General features: G+C 41.0%; 20 protein-coding genes. 9 read left to right on the top strand and 11 right to left on the bottom strand.

The features are described 5' to 3' along the window. Positions 1-8: 8 nt before the first annotated feature. The 5 genes from DS2_RS01100 (at position 9) to DS2_RS01080 (ending at position 3916) form a co-directional block, all read left to right on the top strand. Entirely contained in the window at positions 9-662 is a 654-nt protein-coding gene (locus tag DS2_RS01100; protein ID WP_035012736.1) for a sulfite exporter TauE/SafE family protein, read from the top strand. A gap of 39 nt (positions 663-701) precedes the next feature. After that, complete coding sequence (gene fnr, locus DS2_RS01095; RefSeq protein WP_035012735.1) at positions 702-1439, top strand: fumarate/nitrate reduction transcriptional regulator Fnr; 738 nt, start codon at positions 702-704, stop codon at positions 1437-1439. A gap of 83 nt (positions 1440-1522) precedes the next feature. Beyond that, a complete protein-coding gene (gene uspE, locus DS2_RS01090; RefSeq protein WP_035012734.1) occupies positions 1523-2461 on the top strand; it encodes a universal stress protein UspE in 939 nt (312 codons plus the stop codon). Between the two features lie 66 nt (positions 2462-2527). Then, entirely contained in the window at positions 2528-3466 is a 939-nt protein-coding gene (gene ttcA / locus DS2_RS01085) for a tRNA 2-thiocytidine(32) synthetase TtcA (RefSeq protein WP_035012732.1), read from the top strand. 93 nt (positions 3467-3559) lie between these two features. Further along, positions 3560-3916 carry a hypothetical protein gene (locus tag DS2_RS01080; RefSeq protein ID WP_152537515.1) on the top strand — a complete coding sequence of 119 codons (357 nt, stop codon included), beginning with the start codon at positions 3560-3562 and terminating at the stop codon, positions 3914-3916. 12 nt (positions 3917-3928) lie between these two features. Here DS2_RS01080 and DS2_RS01075 read toward each other — a convergent pair whose 3' ends face one another. From DS2_RS01075 to DS2_RS01050, 6 genes are all read right to left on the bottom strand, one after another. Next, positions 3929-4228 (bottom strand): DUF1244 domain-containing protein, encoded by a 300-nt coding sequence (locus tag DS2_RS01075; protein WP_035012730.1) that lies wholly within the window; start codon positions 4226-4228, stop codon positions 3929-3931. Between the two features lie 4 nt (positions 4229-4232). Beyond that, positions 4233-5021 carry a 3-deoxy-manno-octulosonate cytidylyltransferase gene (kdsB, locus tag DS2_RS01070; RefSeq protein ID WP_035012728.1) on the bottom strand — a complete coding sequence of 263 codons (789 nt, stop codon included), beginning with the start codon at positions 5019-5021 and terminating at the stop codon, positions 4233-4235. Beyond that, positions 5018-5206 carry a Trm112 family protein gene (locus DS2_RS01065; protein ID WP_035012727.1) on the bottom strand — a complete coding sequence of 63 codons (189 nt, stop codon included), beginning with the start codon at positions 5204-5206 and terminating at the stop codon, positions 5018-5020. Before DS2_RS01065 ends, kdsB begins: the two co-directional genes overlap by 4 nt. After that, positions 5196-6191 carry a tetraacyldisaccharide 4'-kinase gene (lpxK, locus tag DS2_RS01060; protein ID WP_035012725.1) on the bottom strand — a complete coding sequence of 332 codons (996 nt, stop codon included), beginning with the start codon at positions 6189-6191 and terminating at the stop codon, positions 5196-5198. Before lpxK ends, DS2_RS01065 begins: the two co-directional genes overlap by 11 nt. Further along, positions 6188-7942, bottom strand: coding sequence for a lipid A export permease/ATP-binding protein MsbA (gene msbA / locus DS2_RS01055; protein WP_035012724.1), 1755 nt, complete (start codon positions 7940-7942; stop codon positions 6188-6190). The genes lpxK and msbA overlap by 4 nt, the downstream gene beginning before the upstream one ends. Positions 7943-8013: 71 nt before the next feature. Continuing rightward, positions 8014-10293, bottom strand: coding sequence for a DNA internalization-related competence protein ComEC/Rec2 (locus DS2_RS01050; protein WP_035012723.1), 2280 nt, complete (start codon positions 10291-10293; stop codon positions 8014-8016). A gap of 35 nt (positions 10294-10328) precedes the next feature. Between DS2_RS01050 and DS2_RS01045 the strand changes: the two genes are divergently transcribed. Beyond that, positions 10329-10856: a DUF2062 domain-containing protein gene (locus DS2_RS01045; RefSeq protein WP_035012722.1), complete on the top strand. Its 528-nt coding sequence runs from the start codon at positions 10329-10331 to the stop codon at positions 10854-10856. A 1-nt stretch (position 10857) separates the two neighbouring features. Here DS2_RS01045 and xerD read toward each other — a convergent pair whose 3' ends face one another. Together xerD and DS2_RS01035 are read right to left on the bottom strand one after the other, a co-directional pair. After that, on the bottom strand, positions 10858-11769 hold the full coding sequence (gene xerD / locus DS2_RS01040) for a site-specific tyrosine recombinase XerD (protein WP_035012721.1): 912 nt from the start codon (positions 11767-11769) through the stop codon (positions 10858-10860). Next, positions 11738-12229, bottom strand: a complete 492-nt coding sequence (locus tag DS2_RS01035; RefSeq protein ID WP_035012720.1) for a methylated-DNA--[protein]-cysteine S-methyltransferase — start codon at positions 12227-12229, stop codon at positions 11738-11740. Before DS2_RS01035 ends, xerD begins: the two co-directional genes overlap by 32 nt. A 69-nt stretch (positions 12230-12298) precedes the next feature. On the opposite strand from DS2_RS01035, the gene fldB reads away from it, so the two are divergent. Genes fldB through DS2_RS01020 form a run of 3 tightly spaced genes read left to right on the top strand, consistent with a single transcriptional unit; the run spans position 12299 to position 14365 of the window. Next, positions 12299-12811, top strand: coding sequence for a flavodoxin FldB (gene fldB / locus DS2_RS01030; protein ID WP_035012719.1), 513 nt, complete (start codon positions 12299-12301; stop codon positions 12809-12811). A gap of 39 nt (positions 12812-12850) precedes the next feature. Beyond that, positions 12851-13867 (top strand): ATP-dependent 6-phosphofructokinase, encoded by a 1017-nt coding sequence (locus DS2_RS01025; RefSeq protein WP_200870104.1) that lies wholly within the window; start codon positions 12851-12853, stop codon positions 13865-13867. A 12-nt stretch (positions 13868-13879) separates the two neighbouring features. Beyond that, entirely contained in the window at positions 13880-14365 is a 486-nt protein-coding gene (locus tag DS2_RS01020) for a YchJ family protein (RefSeq protein WP_035012718.1), read from the top strand. On the opposite strand, the gene DS2_RS01015 is transcribed toward DS2_RS01020, so the two are convergent. Genes DS2_RS01015 through DS2_RS01005 form a run of 3 tightly spaced genes read right to left on the bottom strand, consistent with a single transcriptional unit; the run spans position 14362 to position 20082 of the window. Beyond that, entirely contained in the window at positions 14362-17469 is a 3108-nt protein-coding gene (locus DS2_RS01015; protein WP_035012716.1) for an efflux RND transporter permease subunit, read from the bottom strand. The two genes, DS2_RS01020 and DS2_RS01015, sit on opposite strands and share 4 nt — an antisense overlap. After that, the gene (locus DS2_RS01010) at positions 17466-18683 is read right to left on the bottom strand and encodes an efflux RND transporter periplasmic adaptor subunit (RefSeq protein WP_035012714.1); all 1218 of its coding nucleotides are present in this window, start codon (positions 18681-18683) and stop codon (positions 17466-17468) included. Before DS2_RS01010 ends, DS2_RS01015 begins: the two co-directional genes overlap by 4 nt. Continuing rightward, positions 18676-20082 carry a TolC family protein gene (locus DS2_RS01005; protein WP_051479499.1) on the bottom strand — a complete coding sequence of 469 codons (1407 nt, stop codon included), beginning with the start codon at positions 20080-20082 and terminating at the stop codon, positions 18676-18678. Before DS2_RS01005 ends, DS2_RS01010 begins: the two co-directional genes overlap by 8 nt. Positions 20083-20226 lie beyond the last annotated feature (144 nt).

The following is a 20226-nucleotide window of genomic DNA, read 5'->3' as shown; positions in this document are numbered from 1 at the left end:
ATTTATCTATGACTGACCTTATCAGCGCATTTATCCTGGGCTTAATGGGCGCTGGCCATTGTATTGCTATGTGCGGCGGCTTGGCAATCGCCTCGGGCATTAACAGTCGCTTGAGTCATGCACTTCTATATAGTTTTGGCCGCATATCCAGTTATGCGCTCATTGGTTTTTTAGTCGGTGCAGCTGGATTTTGGCTAACCAATAGCTTTAAACCTCTCCTCTATGGTTTAAAAATATTTTCAGCTCTATTACTGATATTACTCGCGTTATATATCGGAAAATGGAGCTATCAAATAACCAAACTCGAGAAAGTATCTGCCGGTTTATGGCGCTGGTTAGCACCGCTCGCTCAGCGACTCATTCAAGACAACAGCCATTTTGGCCGTTTTTGTGCGGGCGCAGTTTGGGGTTGGCTACCCTGTGGTTTAGTCTATAGTGTGTTAACTTGGGCAGCAGCGTCAGCCAACCCATTAAAATCGGCAGCCATCATGTTCAGCTTTGGTTTAGGAACTTGGCCCGCGCTGTTGTTATCAGCTACTATTAGCCGACAAATGCACCAATTTTTAAACCAAAAATGGGTCCGCAGTACCTTAGCTATTACTTTAATAATATTTGCGTTTTACATGCTGATCACGGGTGTAATGCAGCTTTTTTTGCGCTAGACTTGTACTAAGTTTTAAATAATTTTAGAGGTAAAACCAATGGATATGACCGCAAAATTCACCTCAAGTATCCAGTGTCAAAAGTGCAGTATTAGCCAATTATGTCTGCCTTTTGCACTAAACGACAACGAACTCAACCAACTAGACAATATTATTCAACGGAAAAAACCTTACCAGAAAAAACAAAAACTTGTTGAAGCTGGTCAAACTTTTCGTTCACTTTATGCGGTCCGCTCAGGTTCATTTAAATCTTATACTGTGTCTGGTAATGGTGAAGAACAAATCATTGCGTTTCATTTGCCTGGCGATATTATTGGTTTTGATGCAATTCAAACGCAAACCCATCCCAGCTTTGCCGAAGCATTAGAAACCGCAATGGTATGTGAAATCCCATACGAGACCATGGACAAACTCAGCGCAACCATGCCCAAATTGCGCCAGCAAATCATGCGATTAATGAGTAATGAAATTGCGGTCGACCAAGATATGCTGTTTTTACTAAACAAAAAAACCGCAGATGCGAGGCTCGCCAGCTTTTTAATTCAATTGTCCAATCGATTTAAACAACGTGGCTTATCATCGAAAGAGTTCAGCTTGACTATGACCCGTGGTGAAATTGGCAACTATCTTGGTTTAACCGTTGAAACAATTAGTCGACTATTAAGTCGCTTCCATCAGCAAAGCATTATTAATGTCGAGCGCAAGCTTATCACCATCCAATCTTTTGATGAGTTAAAAAAAGTCGCAGATTTTAGCGCACATTCCGACTGCAAATAATCTACTGCCACGGATAAAAATTCTCAGCAAAGCCCCATAGGTTGAACTAAACTGAAATTAGTTGAAACTTATGGAGCTTAGCGATGAAAGAAGTAAATAAAATTCTTGTTGTTATCGAGCCAAGCGACGAGCAATTAAAAGCCTTAAAAAGAGCAGTTGCATTAGCAAATAAAACGGGTGCAAGCGTAACTGCTTATCTAGCCGTGTACGATTTTTCTTATGAGATGACCACAATGTTATCTGCTGAAGAACGTGAGTTAATGCGACGTTGTATGGTCGAAGAACGCACCCAATGGCTAGAAGACGTACTCGAACCCTATGCCAATGAAGTTTCGGTTATACGTCCTTTAGTTGAATGGCATAACCGCCCTTTTGAGGCAGTTATCAAACAGGTTATCCAATACAACTACGACTTAGTGGTTAAAGCTACCCATGAGCATAGTATCTTACGCTCTGTAATATTTACGCCAACAGACTGGCATTTACTGAGAAAATGTCCATGTTCAGTATTGTTGGTGAAAGAACACGATTGGCCAACAAATGGTACAATACTTGCGGCGATAAATAGCGTCAGCCAAGAACAACAGCATATTGATTTAAACAACAATATCATTTCAACTGCACAATATATGCAGTCGTTACTAGAGGCAAAATTAAAACTGCTTAACTGTTTTCCTGGCAGCGCAGTAAGCCTCGCGGTCGAAATACCAGAGTTTGATCCAACTGCTTATCGTCAAGCTATACGCCAACACCATCTAACTTCAACATTAAAGTATGCTCAAGCATTTGAAATAGACGAAGACAATTGCATTTTAGCGGAAGGTTTACCCGAAGATACAATTAGCCGACAGGCGAATGAACTAGACGCTGAATTAATTGTATTAGGCACCATTGGCCGCAGTGGTATCAGTGCAGCGTTGTTGGGTAACACTGCAGAACATTTGTTAGACGGTGTCAACTGTGATGTATTGGCGCTCAAACCATATGGCTTTCAAAGCCCAGTTACTTTAAATAAGCGCTAAAAACTATGTGTTAACTCCCAAGCTATTTTTGGTATAATCCGCGCCTCTTAATTAGTGAGGCGTAACATGCAAACTTTAACCGCGAAAAATCAATATAACTTCAACAAACTACAAAAAAGATTACGTAGATGTGTTGGTAAAGCCATCGAAGACTTCAATATGATTGAAGATGGTGACAAGGTTATGGTGTGTTTATCTGGTGGCAAGGACAGCTATACCATGTTAGACATTTTGATGTTTTTGCGTCAACGAGCACCCATTAATTTTGATATCGTCGCAGTTAATTTAGATCAGAAACAACCTGGCTTCCCAGAAGATGTCTTACCTAAATATTTGCAGTCTATAGGTGTTGAGTACAAAATCATTGAAGAAGACACATATAGTATAGTTAAAGAAAAAATCCCCGAAGGTAAAACCACTTGCTCATTGTGTTCACGACTGCGTCGAGGCATTCTGTATAAAACAGCCAAAGCGCTGGGTGCGACTAAAATCGCATTAGGCCACCACAGAGACGATATATTAGAAACACTATTTCTCAATATGTTTTATGGTGGCAAGCTAAAAGGAATGCCGCCGAAGTTAATTAGCGACAATAAAGAACACATAGTGATTCGCCCATTGGCATACTGTCGTGAAAAAGACATTAGTAAGTATTCGGTAATCAAAGAGTTTCCGATCATCCCGTGTAACTTGTGTGGCTCGCAAGAAAACTTACAGCGTAAAGTTATTAAAGAAATGCTGCAAGGTTGGGACAAACAACACCCGGGTCGCTTAGAAACCATGTTTAATGCAGTACAAAATGTCAGCCGCTCGCATTTAGCTGATCCTAGCCTTTACGATTTCAAAGGTCTACGTTCAACCAGTCAATTAGAAAACGAAGAAGGCGATATCGCATTTGATAAACCTTCAATTGTGCCACCAAAAATTGATTCTGAACTATACGCTGAAGACAATGAACCGTCAGCTGAAGAGAAAATCGACGTTCAATTTATTAACGCAGGTTAACCCTGCAGCATCAACTCCCGGACGCAAAAAACAAATTAAACTATTGTTAAGTTTGTGATATAAAAAACTAATCTTACCGTTCGGGAGTGCAGTATGCAGTTAAGTTGCCCCAATTGCCGCCATTGTATACACGAAACCAAAACCTACGATTTGAACACAAATAGCATTCGTCCACGAATGTTATGCCCAAACTGCCAAATGGGCTTAAAAGTGATTTTGTTTGGCCAGGCCACTCATTATTTAACCGCCAACCGTGTGGTTTACACTATGATATTCTGCCTGATTTTGCAGGCAGTTAGCCTGATATGGTCGATAGCTTGGTTAGCCATTGCCGCTCATGCTGTGTTAATCGCCTTCCCGAGCTGTTTGCTATTGTTAGATAGGATATCCAAGCGCCCTACCCGCATAGAATTACAGTTAGAGCGCATTGTTAGTAAAAAGATCAGCTAGATAAAAAACCAACTACTTTTTATTCGCTTGTTTCGCTTCAAAAGCTGCCATTTGTTCAGCTGTAGCTGGTAATTGATGTTTTTCTTTCCACTCAGAATATGGCATGCCATAAATAATTTCACGAGCTTGCTCATAATCAACTGATTCACCTAACTTTTCGGCTTCGGCACTGTACCATTTTGCTAAACAGTTACGACAGAAATTAGCTAAAATCATTAAATCAATATTTTGCACATCCTTGTTATTGTCTAAATGAGACAATAAACGACGAAAAGTCGCCGCTTCAATTTGCTGCTGTGTATTTTGTTCCATCTGGTTAGGCCTTTTCTTTATCTTTTAGTTTCTTCTTATTTTTGATGTATTCAAGCGCTCTGGCTAAATCTTCAGGTGTATCAATGCCCGCAGGCGGTGTTTCGGTGGCAACACCAACATGAATTTTTTCACCATGCCACAACACTCTAAGTTGCTCTAACGACTCAATATCTTCCAGAGGGCTTGGATCCCAATTTAAATATTGGCGAACAAATTCAGCTCTATAGGCATAAATACCAATATGTCGATAATAATGGCGCACTATATCATTCGAGTCATCGGGCGTAACAAAGCGGCTTCTGTCATAAGGTATAGTCGCTCGGCTAAAATACAAAGCATAACCATTTTTATCCATTACAACTTTTACCGCATTTGGATTAAACAACTCTTCTTTATCTTCAATCGGAACAGCAAGCGTAGCCATGTCTGCTTCGGTATACAGCGCCATATTGTTGGCAACTTGGTCAATAATGGTTGGTGGAATAAAGGGTTCATCTCCCTGTACATTGACCACAACGTCCGAATCTTTTAAACCAATCTGCTGGATCACTTCGCCAATTCTGGCTGTGCCAGAATCATGCTCACTACTTGTCATCACACATTCAGCACCAAAGCTTTGTGCTGTTTGCAAAATGCGCTCATCATCCGTTGCGATAACAATTTTACTCGCTTGTGTTTTTTTACACTGTTTATAAACACGCTGGAGCATGGTTTTGCCGGCCATGTCAACCAAAGGCTTTCCAGGAAAGCGTGTCGAAGCGTAGCGAGCAGGGATAACTATGATATAACTCATGATTGAACCTCATCCAATGTTAGTGCGCGGGCCTCAGGCTCCATCAACACAGGAATGTCGTTACGTATAGGATAGGCCAATCTGTCAGCTTTGCACCATAATTCGTTTAAATCCTTTTTATAGTACAAACCACTCTTGCAAATTGGGCAGGCTACAATCTCAAGCAATTTTGTATCAAATGCCATAATTTTTCCGAATTAGTTGTATTTTGTCTGTGAGTTTTTGAATAAAGTTACCATCAGGCTCAACCCCTATAGGTAAATACCACCAAGAATCATTCGCGAAGGTGTTACATTTAACCGCGTCTTTCTCGGTCATCACAACTTGCTCATTGTTAAAGCGTGCGAAATCACTGGCCTTAAATTTATGATGGTCGATAAAATGATGATATTCAAGTATTTGTATATTTTGTTCAGCTAGTGAACGATAAAAACGTTGTGGGTTACCGATTGCACAAACAGCGTGGCTAGGCTGTTCTCTATTAAATACACCTGGAGTTTGGCTGTTGGTTGACACCGGCGTTAGTGGTTGTGGCACAACATTAAAATAATGTTTAGTAAATGAACTATCAACTTGGCCATTGGTTATCACAAATTCAGCATCACGCACACGCCACGACAATTCACGCAATGGGCCAACAGGTAATAACCAACCATTGCCCAATAAGCGCGAACCATCGAGCAAAATAATTTCTAAATCACGAGCTAACGCGTAATGCTGCAAACCATCGTCAGAAATAATCAGGTCAACATCGAGCTGCTCTAGTTTCTGACAACATTCTGCTCTATTACTGCCCACAACAACTGGAGCTTGAGTTCGATTGGCGATTAGACGAGTTTCATCACCAACAAGTTCAGCATGATCGTCAGGCTGAATAAGATGGACTCCTTGAGTAATCTGCCCACCATACCCACGAGAAATCACACCTGGATTTAAACCTTGCGCTCGTAAAAACTCAACAAGCCAAATGACAAAAGGGGTTTTGCCAGTACCACCAACCGTAATATTGCCGACCACAATGACTGGTTTATTACTTCGATATTTTTTTTTCAGATTAAACCTAAATAACCAGCGGCGAATAGCAGACAAACAGCTAAACAAAAGGGCCAACGGCATTAACAAATAAGTACCTTTGTGTTGCTTATACCAGCCGCGTTCAAACCAGTTCACGCGCCACCAGCAAACTGTAAGTCATATATTTGGCGATATACCCCTTGGCTATCAAGCAATTGCGCATGCGTCCCCTGCTCCACTATTTTTCCCTGATTGAGCACGACAATATTGTCGGCTTTTTCTATCGTTGACAGCCGATGAGCGACCACAATAACCGTTTTGTTCAAACTCAGTTCATCAATTGCTTGCTGAATTCGACGCTCAGATTCAGTATCCAGTGCCGACGTTGCTTCATCTAGAATTAAAATTGGTGCATTACGCAAAATGGCTCGCGCTATCGTGATACGTTGTCGTTGCCCACCCGATAAACTCATGCCATTTTCACCTATATGGGTATCTAGTCCATCTGGTAAATCCTTAACAAAGTCGGTTACATATGCGGCTTCAGCAGCGGCTTGAATTTGTTCACGCGTCACTTTTTCTTCTATGCCATAAGCAATGTTATTGGCAATTGTGTCATTAAACAAAATGACATGTTGAGAAACCAAGGCAAATTGTGCACGTAACGACTCTAACGTCACATCCTTAATTGACTGACCATCAATTAATATTTGCCCTCGTTCAAAGTCATAAAAGCGTGTTAATAAGCTAGCTATGGTCGACTTACCACTACCTGATTTACCCACCAGGGCAACTGTTGTACCAGCGGCAATATCAAGATTAATATTGGATAGCGCTGGGTCCTGTTTGCCCGCATAAGTAAAATGAACATCTTTCAGCGCAATATGTCCTTTAACTCTTTGTAATTGGGTTTTACCTTTATCCTGTTCTACATCTTCGTCCAACAAATTAAACACGCTGCTACATGCAGCTAACCCGCGCTGAAAGTCAGCGTTGACCGTGGTTAATAACTTAAGCGGTCTTAACAAAGTCATCATACAAGTTAGTACCATAGTAAAAGTACCTGTGGTCAAAGTACTTAAAAATTCTGGAGAACTTGCAAATAACAACACTGAAGCTAACGCAAGTGAGGCGATAACTTGAATAACCGACACACTAATCGCTTTAGTGCTGACCAATTTCATTTGTTGTTGGCGGGTTTGATTATTAATCTCGGAAAATCTATTGGCTTCTAGTTGTTGAGCACCACTCATCACAACAACTTTGTGGCCATTTAACATTTGCTCAGAAGAAGACGTCACGTTACCCATAGCTTTTTGAATTCTGCGGCTAACTGTTCTAAACCTTTTGCTAACATAGCTCACAACCAAACCAACAATTGGTCCAATCAAGACAAAAACTAATGACAACTGCCAGCTGTGATAAAACATCACAATCAATAAACCTAAAACAAACGCACCTTCGCGTACTAATGTCATCAGAGCACGGCTAGAAGCTGCTTGAACTTGTTCAATATCGTAGGTGATTTTCGCAATTAAGTCGCCTGTAGACGTTTGGTCATGAAAGCTCACTGGCACTTTCATTAAATGATTAAACACCTGTTGACGCAAGGCACACACAACATTTGTTCCGACCCAATTCAAACTATAAGTCGCAATAAAATTAGCGATACCACGTGCAATAAAAACAACAGGCAAGGCCAATCCCATAGTGAATAACAAATCATAATTTTTCTGGGTTAACCCTTCATCGATAAAGGTTTGAATTTGCGAAAAGAAAAAGGCGTCAATACCTGCATACAACAACATCCCTAGAATAGCAAACAGAAGGCCGATTCTATATTGATTGGTGTAAGCTAATAAACGCGCAAATAAGGCTTTAGATTGTTCAGGAGAAACAGGATGCATATTCAATCATTCAGATATTTGAGTGCGGCTATTCTAATCGGAGCAATTCAAAAGATCATCCCTAAAACATGCTAATTTAACCCAGAACGATACCAAGGTGCTAAATTACTAGGCAAATAACTTTGTATTTTCAGCTCACCACTATTAAACAAGTGCAATTTGGTATGACCGTTCAGCGAAGTATCATAAATTGTGCTCTGTTGATTTTGGATGCGGGCCACCACGGTCGGATGTGGGTGATTAAAACGATTTAAATGTCCACGACTGATCCATGCTACTTTTGGTGCGACCGCTTGTATAAATGCCTCAGAGGTAGAAGTTTTACTGCCATGATGCGCGACTAACAATAAATCCACTGGCAATAATTGAACAAAATTCACTTGCTGTAATAACCAATGTTCTGTTTGTTTTTCTATATCACCAGTCAAACACATATTTGTAGATGCTTTAGATATACAAACCACGCAAGAACCGTTATTCGAATTATCAGCGTTCACATTCAACCAAGACTGCCAAGTTAGATTTAACCAAACTTTACCATCAACCTGCTCACACCCCTTTTGACCTTGATATATGTGGGCATTTGGCCAAAGTTCTGCAACATTTTCTATGCCGCCAGCATGATCTTTGTCAGAATGACTGATCACAACATGCTTAAGCTCTAAACCGCGCGCCACCAGTAGCGGTTGAACTACAGCTTCAAATAAATTAAAACCAGAGGAAAATTTATCGCCCGTATCGTATAAAACCGCCGATTGGCCGTCTTCCAACAAGACAGCCAACCCTTGACCCACATCCAACATATGCACCCGCCAACTAGCGTGATTAATAGATAACTGACTGGCAAAACCAATTGCAGTTGGCAATATAAATACAAACGCAGGTTTAAACACTTTGCTAGCTGGCCTAAACCACCACAACATAATCCAAGCTATACAACAAACCACGACGAGCAAATACATCTGACTACTTGGTAAAGCGACAAAATGTTGCTCAAACCACTGCAAACAGTTAAACAACCAAGACAAGTTAGCCTCGGCGATATTTAATAAAAATTGGCTGATCGACTGACTGAGAATAAAATTAGACAATGCAGCCAAAACTAAACAGGGTAAAATAATCAAAGAAACCCAAGGAATAGCAAGCAAGTTTGCAGGCAAACTCGCCGTTGGCAACAACTGAAAATACAACATCTGTACCGGAAGCAACAGTATTGAGATAGCAAATTGCAAATATACCATCCTCAACAACACATGATGCTGGTTCAAGCGCAAACTTTTCATTAAATGCAAACTAATCAGGACAATGGCGACGGCAGCAAAACTTAGCCAAAATGACATACTTAGCGGACTCAACGGCAAGATGCACAGTATTAAAGCCAGTGCAAATAGAAAACGAGCTTGACTGCCCCAGTTTACTCTAATGAATCCACAACCAACCCACACAGAAATAAAAATACATGCGCGTAAAATAGGAATAGATTGCTCACAGAAAAAATAAAAAAACCAAACGCAAAACAAAGCACATAGCTTAATTAAAGTTTGATATACAAAGTAGCTACTTGTGCGCCATGGTAAAAAGAGCAAGCGCAATATCCAGTAACAACCAGCGAAGACCAAACCTAAATGCAACCCAGAAATTGCCAACAAGTGTGCGGTGCCAGTAGTGCGTAACAACTGCCAATGTTCATCAGTCATCCACGACCTATCACCCGTTGTTAGTGCCAGCATTAAATCACTATACAAGTAATTTTTATATAAGGTTTTCAGCTCACGATGCCAGCCAGCACGTTTTGACTCATGCTCAGTCAACACCTGAGCTTTAATGATATAACCTGTCGCGAAAATATTTTGACTAATCAGCCATCGTTGAAAATCGAACCCCGACTCATTATTAAAGCCACGAGCAGGTTTTAACTTAACAGTCAATTTGGCCACTTGATCAAGTTCTAACGCAACAGCGGCTCGATAATAGCTTAGACGTAATTTAGTTTGCGGTTGTAGCACTGAGCGCTGACAACGATTGTCAATATACACGCACGCAACCACCACATTTAGTTTTTGTTGAATTTGCCCATCTGCCGCGACCTCGGTTGAAACTTGTGTCACTTTCGCCTGAATAATGCGCGTTTGAGCTTGATTGTCTGCAACAATTGGCGATAGACTTTGCCACTGCATAAAAGCTGACACTGAACATAAGCCAATTAACACAGATGCAATTTTGTAATATCGCAGTATAATTGCTGAACCAATTAGTACCGCTGTCACTAATAGTTCATTAACAGTGAATAAAATCGGCAAGTTGTTGGCCACTAAATTACCAACAATAAAACTAAGTAGGCACGCTTCCATGTGTTAACCCTAATGTAATTGGACTCTAACTGTTTATGCCAAAGAAGTTTATCCAAAGGTATTTGCCCGACCACCATACAATCAAGAACCAAAAATCGTTAAGGATATTTGGTACCCTTTTGCACGATGCAAACCTTTGGCACCTTAACCGAAAATCTGTTGCAGGTGCATTTGCTGTTGGCTTATTTAACGCTTTTATCCCAGTTCCATTTCAAATGTGGTTATCCGCCGCTGGTGCGATTCTATTTAGAGTCAACTTACCTCTTGCGGTTGGGCTTGTATGGATAACCAACCCTTTCACCATACCACCAATATTTTTTGGCTGCTATATGCTAGGTACCTTTGTTTTAGGACAAGAAACTCAAAATTTCAAGTTTGAATTGAGTTGGGATTTTTTAGCCGAAAGTATGTCGACCATAGGCCCAGCACTGATGACCGGCAGCTTTATATGTGCGGTGACCTTTTCGACATTAGGTTATTTAGTGATGAACGTCATTTGGCGTTCCACAGTTAAATCCAACTGGCAAAAACGCCTAGAAACACGCCAACAAAAGCAAGATTAACTCAGGCCCTAGGATGATGCTGTTGATGCAATTGTTGCAAGCGTAACTTAGCAACATGGGTATAAATTTGCGTCGTCGACAAATCGCTGTGCCCCAACAAAGACTGAACCACGCGCAAATCAGCACCATGATTGACCAAATGGGTAGCAAATGCGTGGCGTAAAGTATGTGGAGACACTTCAGAGCTAATCCCCACTTTTAAACAATAGTGCTTGATTCGATGCCAAAAGGTTTGTCGGGTCATCTGACCACCGCGTTTACTTAAGAACAAAATCTCACTGTTATGTTTATTTAATTCAGCGCGTGCATAATTTAAATATTGTTCAATTAAATCTTGTGCCAACTCCCCCATAGGCACTAAACGCTCTTTATTGCCCTTACCGATAACCCTAACAACACCTAACTCGATATTGACTTGCTGAAAGGTTAAGCTAACTAATTCAGTTACCCGAAGCCCAGTTGCATACAGTAACTCAAGCATGGCTTTATCACGCAACTCAATTGGGTCATCTTCACAAGGCGCATCAAGTAACGAACTTACGTCCGCTTCAGACAAAGTTTTTGGCAGATATACGGATAGCTTGGGCGGTTTTACAAACTGACATGGGTCTTGTTGAATAAGTTTTTCTGCCAATAAATATTTAAATAATTTTTTAATGCTGCTAAATTTCCTCGCAGCACTGCGCTCAGAAATTCCTTGGTCTATTAAATCAGCAACATAGGCAGTAACAAGTTCTTGCGTTACCTCAACAAGCGTTAGTTGCTGGGCACCACAATAACGCGCAAACTGAATGAGATCGGATTGATAGGCCTGACGAGTATTGTCGCTTAACCCTTTTTCAAACAATAAAAACTGTACAAATGTTTCGATGACAAACAAATCATCTTGATTGACGTTCTTCACTTTGCTCATGCTTTAACAACCAGCGTTTAATATCTACTTTTCGACCCAATCGCCATTGCCCAGAATAACCACCAATACCGTTTGCTGCAACAATTCGGTGGCATGGGATCACAATTGGAATTGGGTTATTTCTGCATGCTCCGCCAATAGCGCGAGCACTTGTTTCAATATGCGTGGCTAATTCTCCATAAGTCAAACATTTGCCAAATGGAATATCGCCCAGAGCTCGCCAGACTTTTTCTTGAAATTGAGTGCCTTTAACATCTATCGGCAATTCAAAAGTTTCAATTTCTTTCGCAAAATAAGCATTAATTTGCTCAACTATTATCGAGGTTAAGCTATTTGCTGCCGCCAACTGGTAAGGTACACTCTGTGCTTGCAAGTCAATTTGAGTTAAGGCTTGCTCTGTATTCATCACGGCAATTTTGCCAATTGGTGTCATGATTATCGCTTGAGCTATTGGTCGCATATTATTGCCCTATTCTCCCTTTGAGTTTGATACTATAGCGCGAATTTTATTATCGGGTTATGAAATAATATGAAAATAGGTTTATTTTACGGCTCCACCACATGTTACACCGAAATGACCGCTGAAAAAATTCAGCAATTTATCGGTGAAGACATAGTCGATATATACAATATTAAAGACGTAGCATTAAGCAACTGTCTAAACTATGAATACATCATTTTTGGTATTTCAACTTGGGACTTTGGCGAATTACAAGAAGACTGGGAGTCGATTTGGTCTGACGTTGCCGAGCTTGATTTAACTGGCAAAACCATAGCGTTATATGGCCAGGGAGACCAAGAAGACTACGGAGAATGGTTTCAAGACGCATTGGGCATGTTGTACCAAGCTATTATCCACAACGATTGTAACATAATAGGTTTCTGGCCCAATCAAGGTTATGAGTTTATTGCATCAAAAGCGCTAACAGAAGACAAAAATCATTTTGTTGGACTAAGCTTAGATGACGAACGTCAGTTTGACCTAAGCCAACAGCGTATCGAAGATTGGTGTGTGCAAATATTGCAACAAATAGCCGAGTAAACTTGATACCTAACGCCTACTTGTTAACGGATGATGAATATGAAAAAAACAATTGCAGTAATAACCAGTGGCGGTGATGCCCCGGGGATGAACGCATGTATCAGAGCGATTGTATTAACCGCGAATCGCTTTGGCCATCAAGTAATTGGTTTTAAACATGGATACAATGGTCTTATCGAAAATGAAAAAGTTTTGCTTTCACCATTTGATGTACAACACACCATTCAATTAGGCGGCACGATTTTAAAAAGCGCCCGCTGTCTTGCTTTCACCACAGACAAAGGCCTGATAGCTGCAGTAGAAAACTTAAATAAAAATGAAGTTGATGCTTTGGTGGTGATTGGTGGTGATGGCTCACTGCGAGGGCTAGACCGCTTACAAAAACACTGGGACGGACAAGTTATTGGCGTACCTGGCACAATAGACAATGATTTAAACGGAACCGACAACACAATAGGTTACCAAACCGCAATAGATACTGCATTAGACTCAATTGATAAATTACGCGATACCGCAGACGCATTTGAACGCATCTTTTTGGTTGAAGTAATGGGTCGTCACGCAGGTTTTATTGCATTAGCAAGTGCAGTGGCAAGTGGCGCTGAACAAGCCTTATTTCCAGAAAGCATTGACGACCCACACACTGAATTAGAAAGTATTGTTCAGCATGTAGAGTGTCTGCGACAAGTTAAAGGCAAATCAAGCATCATTATGGTAATTGCTGAACACTTATGGCCAGGTGGCGTGTCTGATTTAGCCGAAACCTTAACCAACCAAATTGGCATTGAGTGTCGGCCGTGTATCCTCGGGCATATTCAGCGCGGTGGAGCTCCGGTTGCTTATGATCGCATTTTAGCTACAAAACTGGGCAGCTATGCTGTAGAAATTATTAACGAAGGTCAATCAGGTGTAATGGTGGGTGAAATTAACAACCGTCAATGTGCCCACAAGCTCAACTATGTCTATTCAGAGCAAAAGGAACTTGACCCCTACTTGGTAAAAATTCAGCAAAATCTGTTCGACGTTGTACAATGCTTAAATCTTAGTAAAAAATAACCACACTATTAAATGAATAAGATTGAAGGCAAAAATAAATGCCCTTGTGGCAGCGAGCTTAGCTTTGAGCAGTGCTGCCAACCGTTTATCAGCGGCAGCAAGCTTGCACAAAATGCCGAACAGCTGATGCGCTCACGTTATAGCGCCTATGCCACCCAAGCGGTCGACTATATCTACCAGACTCAAGCGCCTGCTACGCGTGAGCAAAACTTAAAACAAGATATTCAAACGTTTGCGCAACAATCAAAGTTTGTTCAACTAACTGTACACGAACACAAAATTCTCTCTGACCAACAACAGCAAGTAGCATTCACTGCAATATACCGGGTAGAAAATCAATTCCATTTGCTTAAAGAGTTGTCTGACTTCGTGTATCTGCAAGGACGTTGGTATTATCAAAGTGGGTTGAGTGAGTTTCAGACTTTAAAGCTAGGCCGCAACGATCCGTGTCCGTGCCTATCGGGGAAAAAATTTAAAAAATGTTGTGGCGCGGCTTAAGCCTGCGCCCACATTTGTTTTTGTTGGGTAAACCACTGTTTAATTTGGTAGCTGGCTAAGTAGTTAACAGGCACCAGTAACAAAGTAATCAGAGTTGCAAATATAATCCCAAACGCCAACGACACTGCCATAGGGATCAAAAACTGTGCTTGGGTCGATTTTTCGAACAACAAAGGCAATAAGCCAAAAAAGGTTGTCAAAGACGTTAATATAACCGGTCTAAAGCGCGCTGCGCCAGCAGACAAAACCGCCTCATATACATCTACACCTTGTTTTCTAACTTTGCCGATATAATCAACCAAAACCAGTGAATCGTTAACCACAACGCCTAACAGGGCGAGCAAACCTAGTATACTCATAATGGTTAAATCCATGCCCATTATCCAATGGCCAACCATGGAGCCAATCGCGCCAAATGGAATAATAGACATGACCACCAAAGGTTTTGCGTAAGATCCTAACGGAATAGCTAATAATGCATAAATGGCAAAAAATACCCCAAACAAACCAATCGCCAATGAATTAAATGATTCAGCTTGTTCTTTGGCTTCCCCATCCATTACGTACGTCACACTTGGATACTGATCGACTAAACCTCTAATGTATTGGTTTAAGTCGTCAAACAATACCGTCATATTCGTTTGTTCTTTGTCCACATCCGCTAAAACATTCAATACTCGGTTGCCATCAATACGATAAATTGCCGTCGGGCTTGTCCCTGGCACAAAATACGCAACATGCGACAATGGAATCTGTTTACCTTGATTAGTGGTAATCAACATCGAAGATAACTGTGCAATGGAATCACGCTCTTCAATTGGAAAGCGCACCATTACTCGAATATCATCACGGCCTCGTTGAATACGCTGTGCTTGAATACCAAAAAAAGCTTGTCGAACTTGACGAATCACGTCAGAGCGACTAATTCCCAACAAATGCGCCTCAGGTTTAAGTTCAATTTGCAACTCCTCTTTGCCGTCGGCCATTGAATCACGAATATCAAATACGGTTGGATAAGTTGCCAGCCTGTCTTTAATTGCTTCCGCTACTTTATTCAATTGAACAAAATTATTGCCACGTAACTGAATGTCAATTGGATCGCTCGAACGACCAATCTCTGATCTAAATGTTAGTTCTTCCGCTCCAGGAATTTCGCCAATTAAACTCCGCCATTCACGTGCTAAGTCTTGACTCGAAATATCCATTGAACGTTTTTCTGGTGGTGTGATTTCAAAGCGGACACGGCCATTTGCAGCGCTGCCTCCATTACCTGTTTGTGACAATATATGCACCACAATGCTTTCACCCGTATCTGGGTCGATGTATTTTTCTTGCAATTGCCGCGCTAGTTTAGTCATGCGATCAATATGTCTATCTGTCACTTCAAATGGTGTACCACTTGGCATCACCACAGAGGCGGTAACGGTTTCAGAGGGCACACGTGGGAAGAAAGTAAATTTAGTATACCCTTGGGTCGCGGCAACAATAATAATTAATAACACGCCAACAAAACTGACAACTGTGGTCAATTTATTGGATAAACACTTAGTCAGTGCTGGTTGGTAATATTTTAAAATACCAGCTTCAAACCCATCGGCAAACCTTTGCTGGAACTTAGCAATTCGACCCGAATTATTTCGCTGAGAGCGCACTCGCAAATATTTAAGATGCGCAGGCAATACAAACTTAGATTCAATTAACGAAAACAATAAAACCGGAATAACCACGGCCGGAATTTGCGCAAATATTTTACCTCTGCCCCCTTCCATAAATAATATCGGTACAAACGCGACCACAGTCGTTAACACCCCAAAGGTCACAGGAACAGAAACCTCTTGCGTACCACGAATAGCAGCTTGCAAACCGTTTTCTGCTTTTTCTAAATGTTTATACACGTTTTCGCCGGTCACTATCGCATCATCAACAACAATCCCGAGCACAACAATAAAGCCAAACAAGCTAACAATATTTAACGTCACCCCTAATAGCGGCATCAAAGAAAAAGCGCCTAAAAAACTAATAGGTATGCCCAAAAATACCCAAAAAGCTACCGACGGACGTAAAAACAACCCAAGCAAGATTAAAACTAAAATACCACCTTGTACCGCATTGCTAACCAAGGTTGAAATACGATTCTTAACAATCACTGAGTCATCATCCCAATAACTCAATTTTATGCCTTGCGGCAATTTATCTTGCATTGAATCTATGTACTGTTTAACTTTTTCAGCTACTTCGATCGCACTTTGATTACCAACGCGAGACACGCCAATCATGGCAGCAAGCTCACCATCAAAGCGAGTTCGCAATGAAGTTTCTTCAAAACCATCGGTAATTTTAGCTACATCACCTAAGGTTAAAATAGAACCGTCAGCATGTTGCTTCAGGACGATTTTAGCAAAATCATCTTGCTGATAGGCTTGGCCTTTCGAACGAATTAGAATATCGCCACCCAAGGTTCGAATATTACCAGCTGACAAATCAAGAGAGCTGCTTTGTATCGCTTGAGAGACTTGGCTTAACGTTAAGTTATAGCTGCGTAAAGTATCTTGAGTTAATTCAACCGCAATTTCATAATTGCGAACCGCTTCTAATTCAACCTGAGTAATACCATCAATACGCAATAAGTCATCACGCACACGCTCACCGAGTTGACGGATTTCTCGCTCAGAAACATTGCCGGAAATCGTCACGTCAATGACATCTCGCAAACGAACGGCAAGAGAAATAATCGGTCGTTCAGCTTCAACAGGTAAAGTATTTATTGCATCAACACGCATCTTAACGTCATCGAGCAAGACTCTTGGGTCGTAGCCATCTTCAACTTCAACAGTGACCGACACGCCACCTTCGGTACTACGACTACGGATTTCTTCAATACCTTGCAAATCCATCAAAGATTCTTCGATACGGCTAGCAACCGACAATTCTGAATCTTCAGGGGTTGAGCCGCGTAATGTTACCTTAACATTAATGGTATCAGCCGAGAAAGTAGGAAAAACCTCAAGTGGAATACGATTAAATAAACTAAACAAACCCGCTGAAGCAATACAAATCAGCAAAATATTTGCAGCAACATGATTTCGAGCAAACCAAGCTATCATTGATTTTCTCCAACTTGTTTACCTGCTTTACGTTTGCCAGCTTTCCCTTGCTTGTCAGAGCTCAATTTAACCTGAGTGCCTGAAGGTAATTGACCTAATGAAGTGGTCACCAACAAATCGCCTCGGTTTAAACCACTGCTGATCACTGACACATCTGCATTTTGCCACAGTATTTCAATTGGTTTGCGTTCTATGGTTCCATCTTGGTACACGTAAACATATTGGCCTTGATAAATTACTTGGTTATCAACAACTATGGCCTGTTCAATCGTATTGCCATAAATTTTAGCTTTGACATATTGAGCTATCTTTAGCGGCATTTTACCCTGATGCTGCTCAGAAAATGGTTGAGCTATTTGTGCAACCACATTCAACTGGCGGCTTTCACTATCAATCGCCGCTGCGGTACGGACAATTTGCGCTGACCAGCGTTGAGGATTCTTTTCACTAACCAAGGTATTCAAAATGTCAGCTTGTATCGGCTCGCTTTTAACTGAATTTGGCTCGGGTAAATCAAGCAACGCTATCTCATTATTTTTAATTGGTAGTCTAACTTCATAAACATCTGTGGCATAAATTTCCGCCAGCGCTGAGTTCGCGCCAACGACTTTTGCGATATCCACATTCAAGCTCAGAGCCCGACCATCAAATGGCGCGGTAATTTTGGTTCGTGCTAAATCAAGTTGTGCTTTTTTATGCATGGCAGCAGCTGAATTTAATTTAGCTTTTGCTGCTGCGAGTTGTGGCTTTCTCAACACTAAATCCGACGGCTCGCCTGCTTTGCCTAATCTTTGCCAATCGAGCTTAGCTTGCTCGGCCAAAGCGAGTTGTTGTTGATAGCTTTGTTCGGCTTCAATGAAACTTGCATAGGCAGCCTGCAGTGAAGCTTGGTAATCAACATCTTCAATTTCAATTAATAAATCACCTTTATTAAAAAAGCCACCGCTGCGAATCGCATCAGCCACAAATACAACTTTGCCACTGACTTGAGAGGAGAGTTGCGTTTGGATACGCGGTTTAACTAATCCATAAGACTCAATTTCAATTCGATAGTTGGTCGGTTTAACCTCTAACACATCCACGCTAATATTCACATTAGCCGGCGGACGTCCACGTTTAGCAACTGGTTTGAACACGTTTAGACCGACAATGATCAGCGCAATCACAATGGCCAGTATCAATGGCAAAGCATACTTCTTAGAATTGTTAACCACCTAGATCCCCTTGTAATTTATCAATGGTATAGTCTCCACCTAAGGCTTGATGAAGCTTAATTTGATTTAAAATAATGTCTCGCTTTAAACTTATCACTTGGGTATTTGCATTAAATGCGCGCCGTTGCGCTTCTAGATAGGTTGAGTAACTACTAATACCCGCTAAATACTGTTCAAATGCCAACTGTTCTGCTTTTTCCGCATTAATCTTGGAGTTTTCACTATGAATCAATCGTTGGCGCAAACTCTCGTGCTCAGCTAATGCCAGCTCAACCGATTCGAATGCGTTATACAAAGCTTGTACATAGCGCACTTCACTTTGCTGCAAATTTAAATCGGCAATCATTTGTGCGGCCTTTAACTCGCCCGCCCTAAATAACGGCTGGCTCACCGAAGCCGCTATCGACCAAGCTAAGCTACCACTAAATAAATCAGCTAAACTGCTTTGTGAATCAGAAACCGAAGCGCGCAAAGAGATACTTGGAAAACGGTTTTTATGCGCAATCGCTAATGACGCATCATCAATTAATACATTTATCCAAGCCTGTTGCACATCAGGACGCGCTTTAATTAAATCGGACGGTAGTTCAGTTGGAAATTGATAATCAAGCTTGGTTAAGTCTATGTCGGTCTGTAGATATTTACTTGGATACTCACCCAATAATAATTGTAACCTGCGGTTAGTTGCTTCAATAGCTTGCTGCTGACTGACCAGTGTTGATTTTTCACTTTCTAAGCTATTTCGTGTTAAATACACGTCTAAAGCACTGTTTAAACCACTTTTATAACCATTTTCAATAATATCCAAATTGCTTTGCACATTGTCGAAACGCTTTTGTAATAATTGATAAGTTTGAACTTGCGCCGCTTTGGTAAACCAAAGTTGAGTTAGCTGACTCACCAAGTTCAGTTCGGCGTTTTGTAAGTCAATTTTGGCCTTTTGATAATTTAGTTGGGCAATTTGTTCAGCCCTTGACAACTTTCCCCAAATATCGACTTCATAGTTCGCATTTACCGATAGATTATGATTGGTAGAGTTACCACTATTACGGCTGCTTGAAAATGCCAAATTGACATCAGGCCACAAGTTGCTGCCAGCTTGCACTAACCTCTGCTGTGCTTTTTCTAACTCTAAACGCTTTAGCTGAACATCAAAATTATCCTGCAACGCCTTTGTCAATAAATCTTTCAACACTGGGGATTTAAGCCAATCGGCTAAATGTAAATAGGCTTGCGCATTTTCTTGTGCAGGCAAACTGGTCTGCCAAGCGTCAGGTTGATTAACTGTTTTAGATAATTGATATTCACTCGTTTGTTGGCAAGCAGCTAACACTGCACAAACGCCAATAGTGAGTAATTTTTTGGTCATTAAGTGGCACTTATCGATTTTTATTGTCATGTTGTAATTATCCTATTCAACCCTTGATTTTTTTAAACCCTGTCAGCTTAAGTTTACGCAATCTTTACATTTTTGCTGAGCTGTTTTTAATCGCAAATTCAATTAATTTACTTTACTATTTTGTTAACAAAATTAACGCACCAA

The sequence above is a fragment of the Catenovulum agarivorans DS-2 genome, from assembly GCF_000568405.1.
In the GTDB taxonomy this organism is placed as follows: domain Bacteria; phylum Pseudomonadota; class Gammaproteobacteria; order Enterobacterales; family Alteromonadaceae; genus Catenovulum; species Catenovulum agarivorans_A.
The sequence above is the reverse complement of the archived record's forward strand: the minus strand, read 5'-3'. Positions and strand labels throughout refer to the sequence as shown.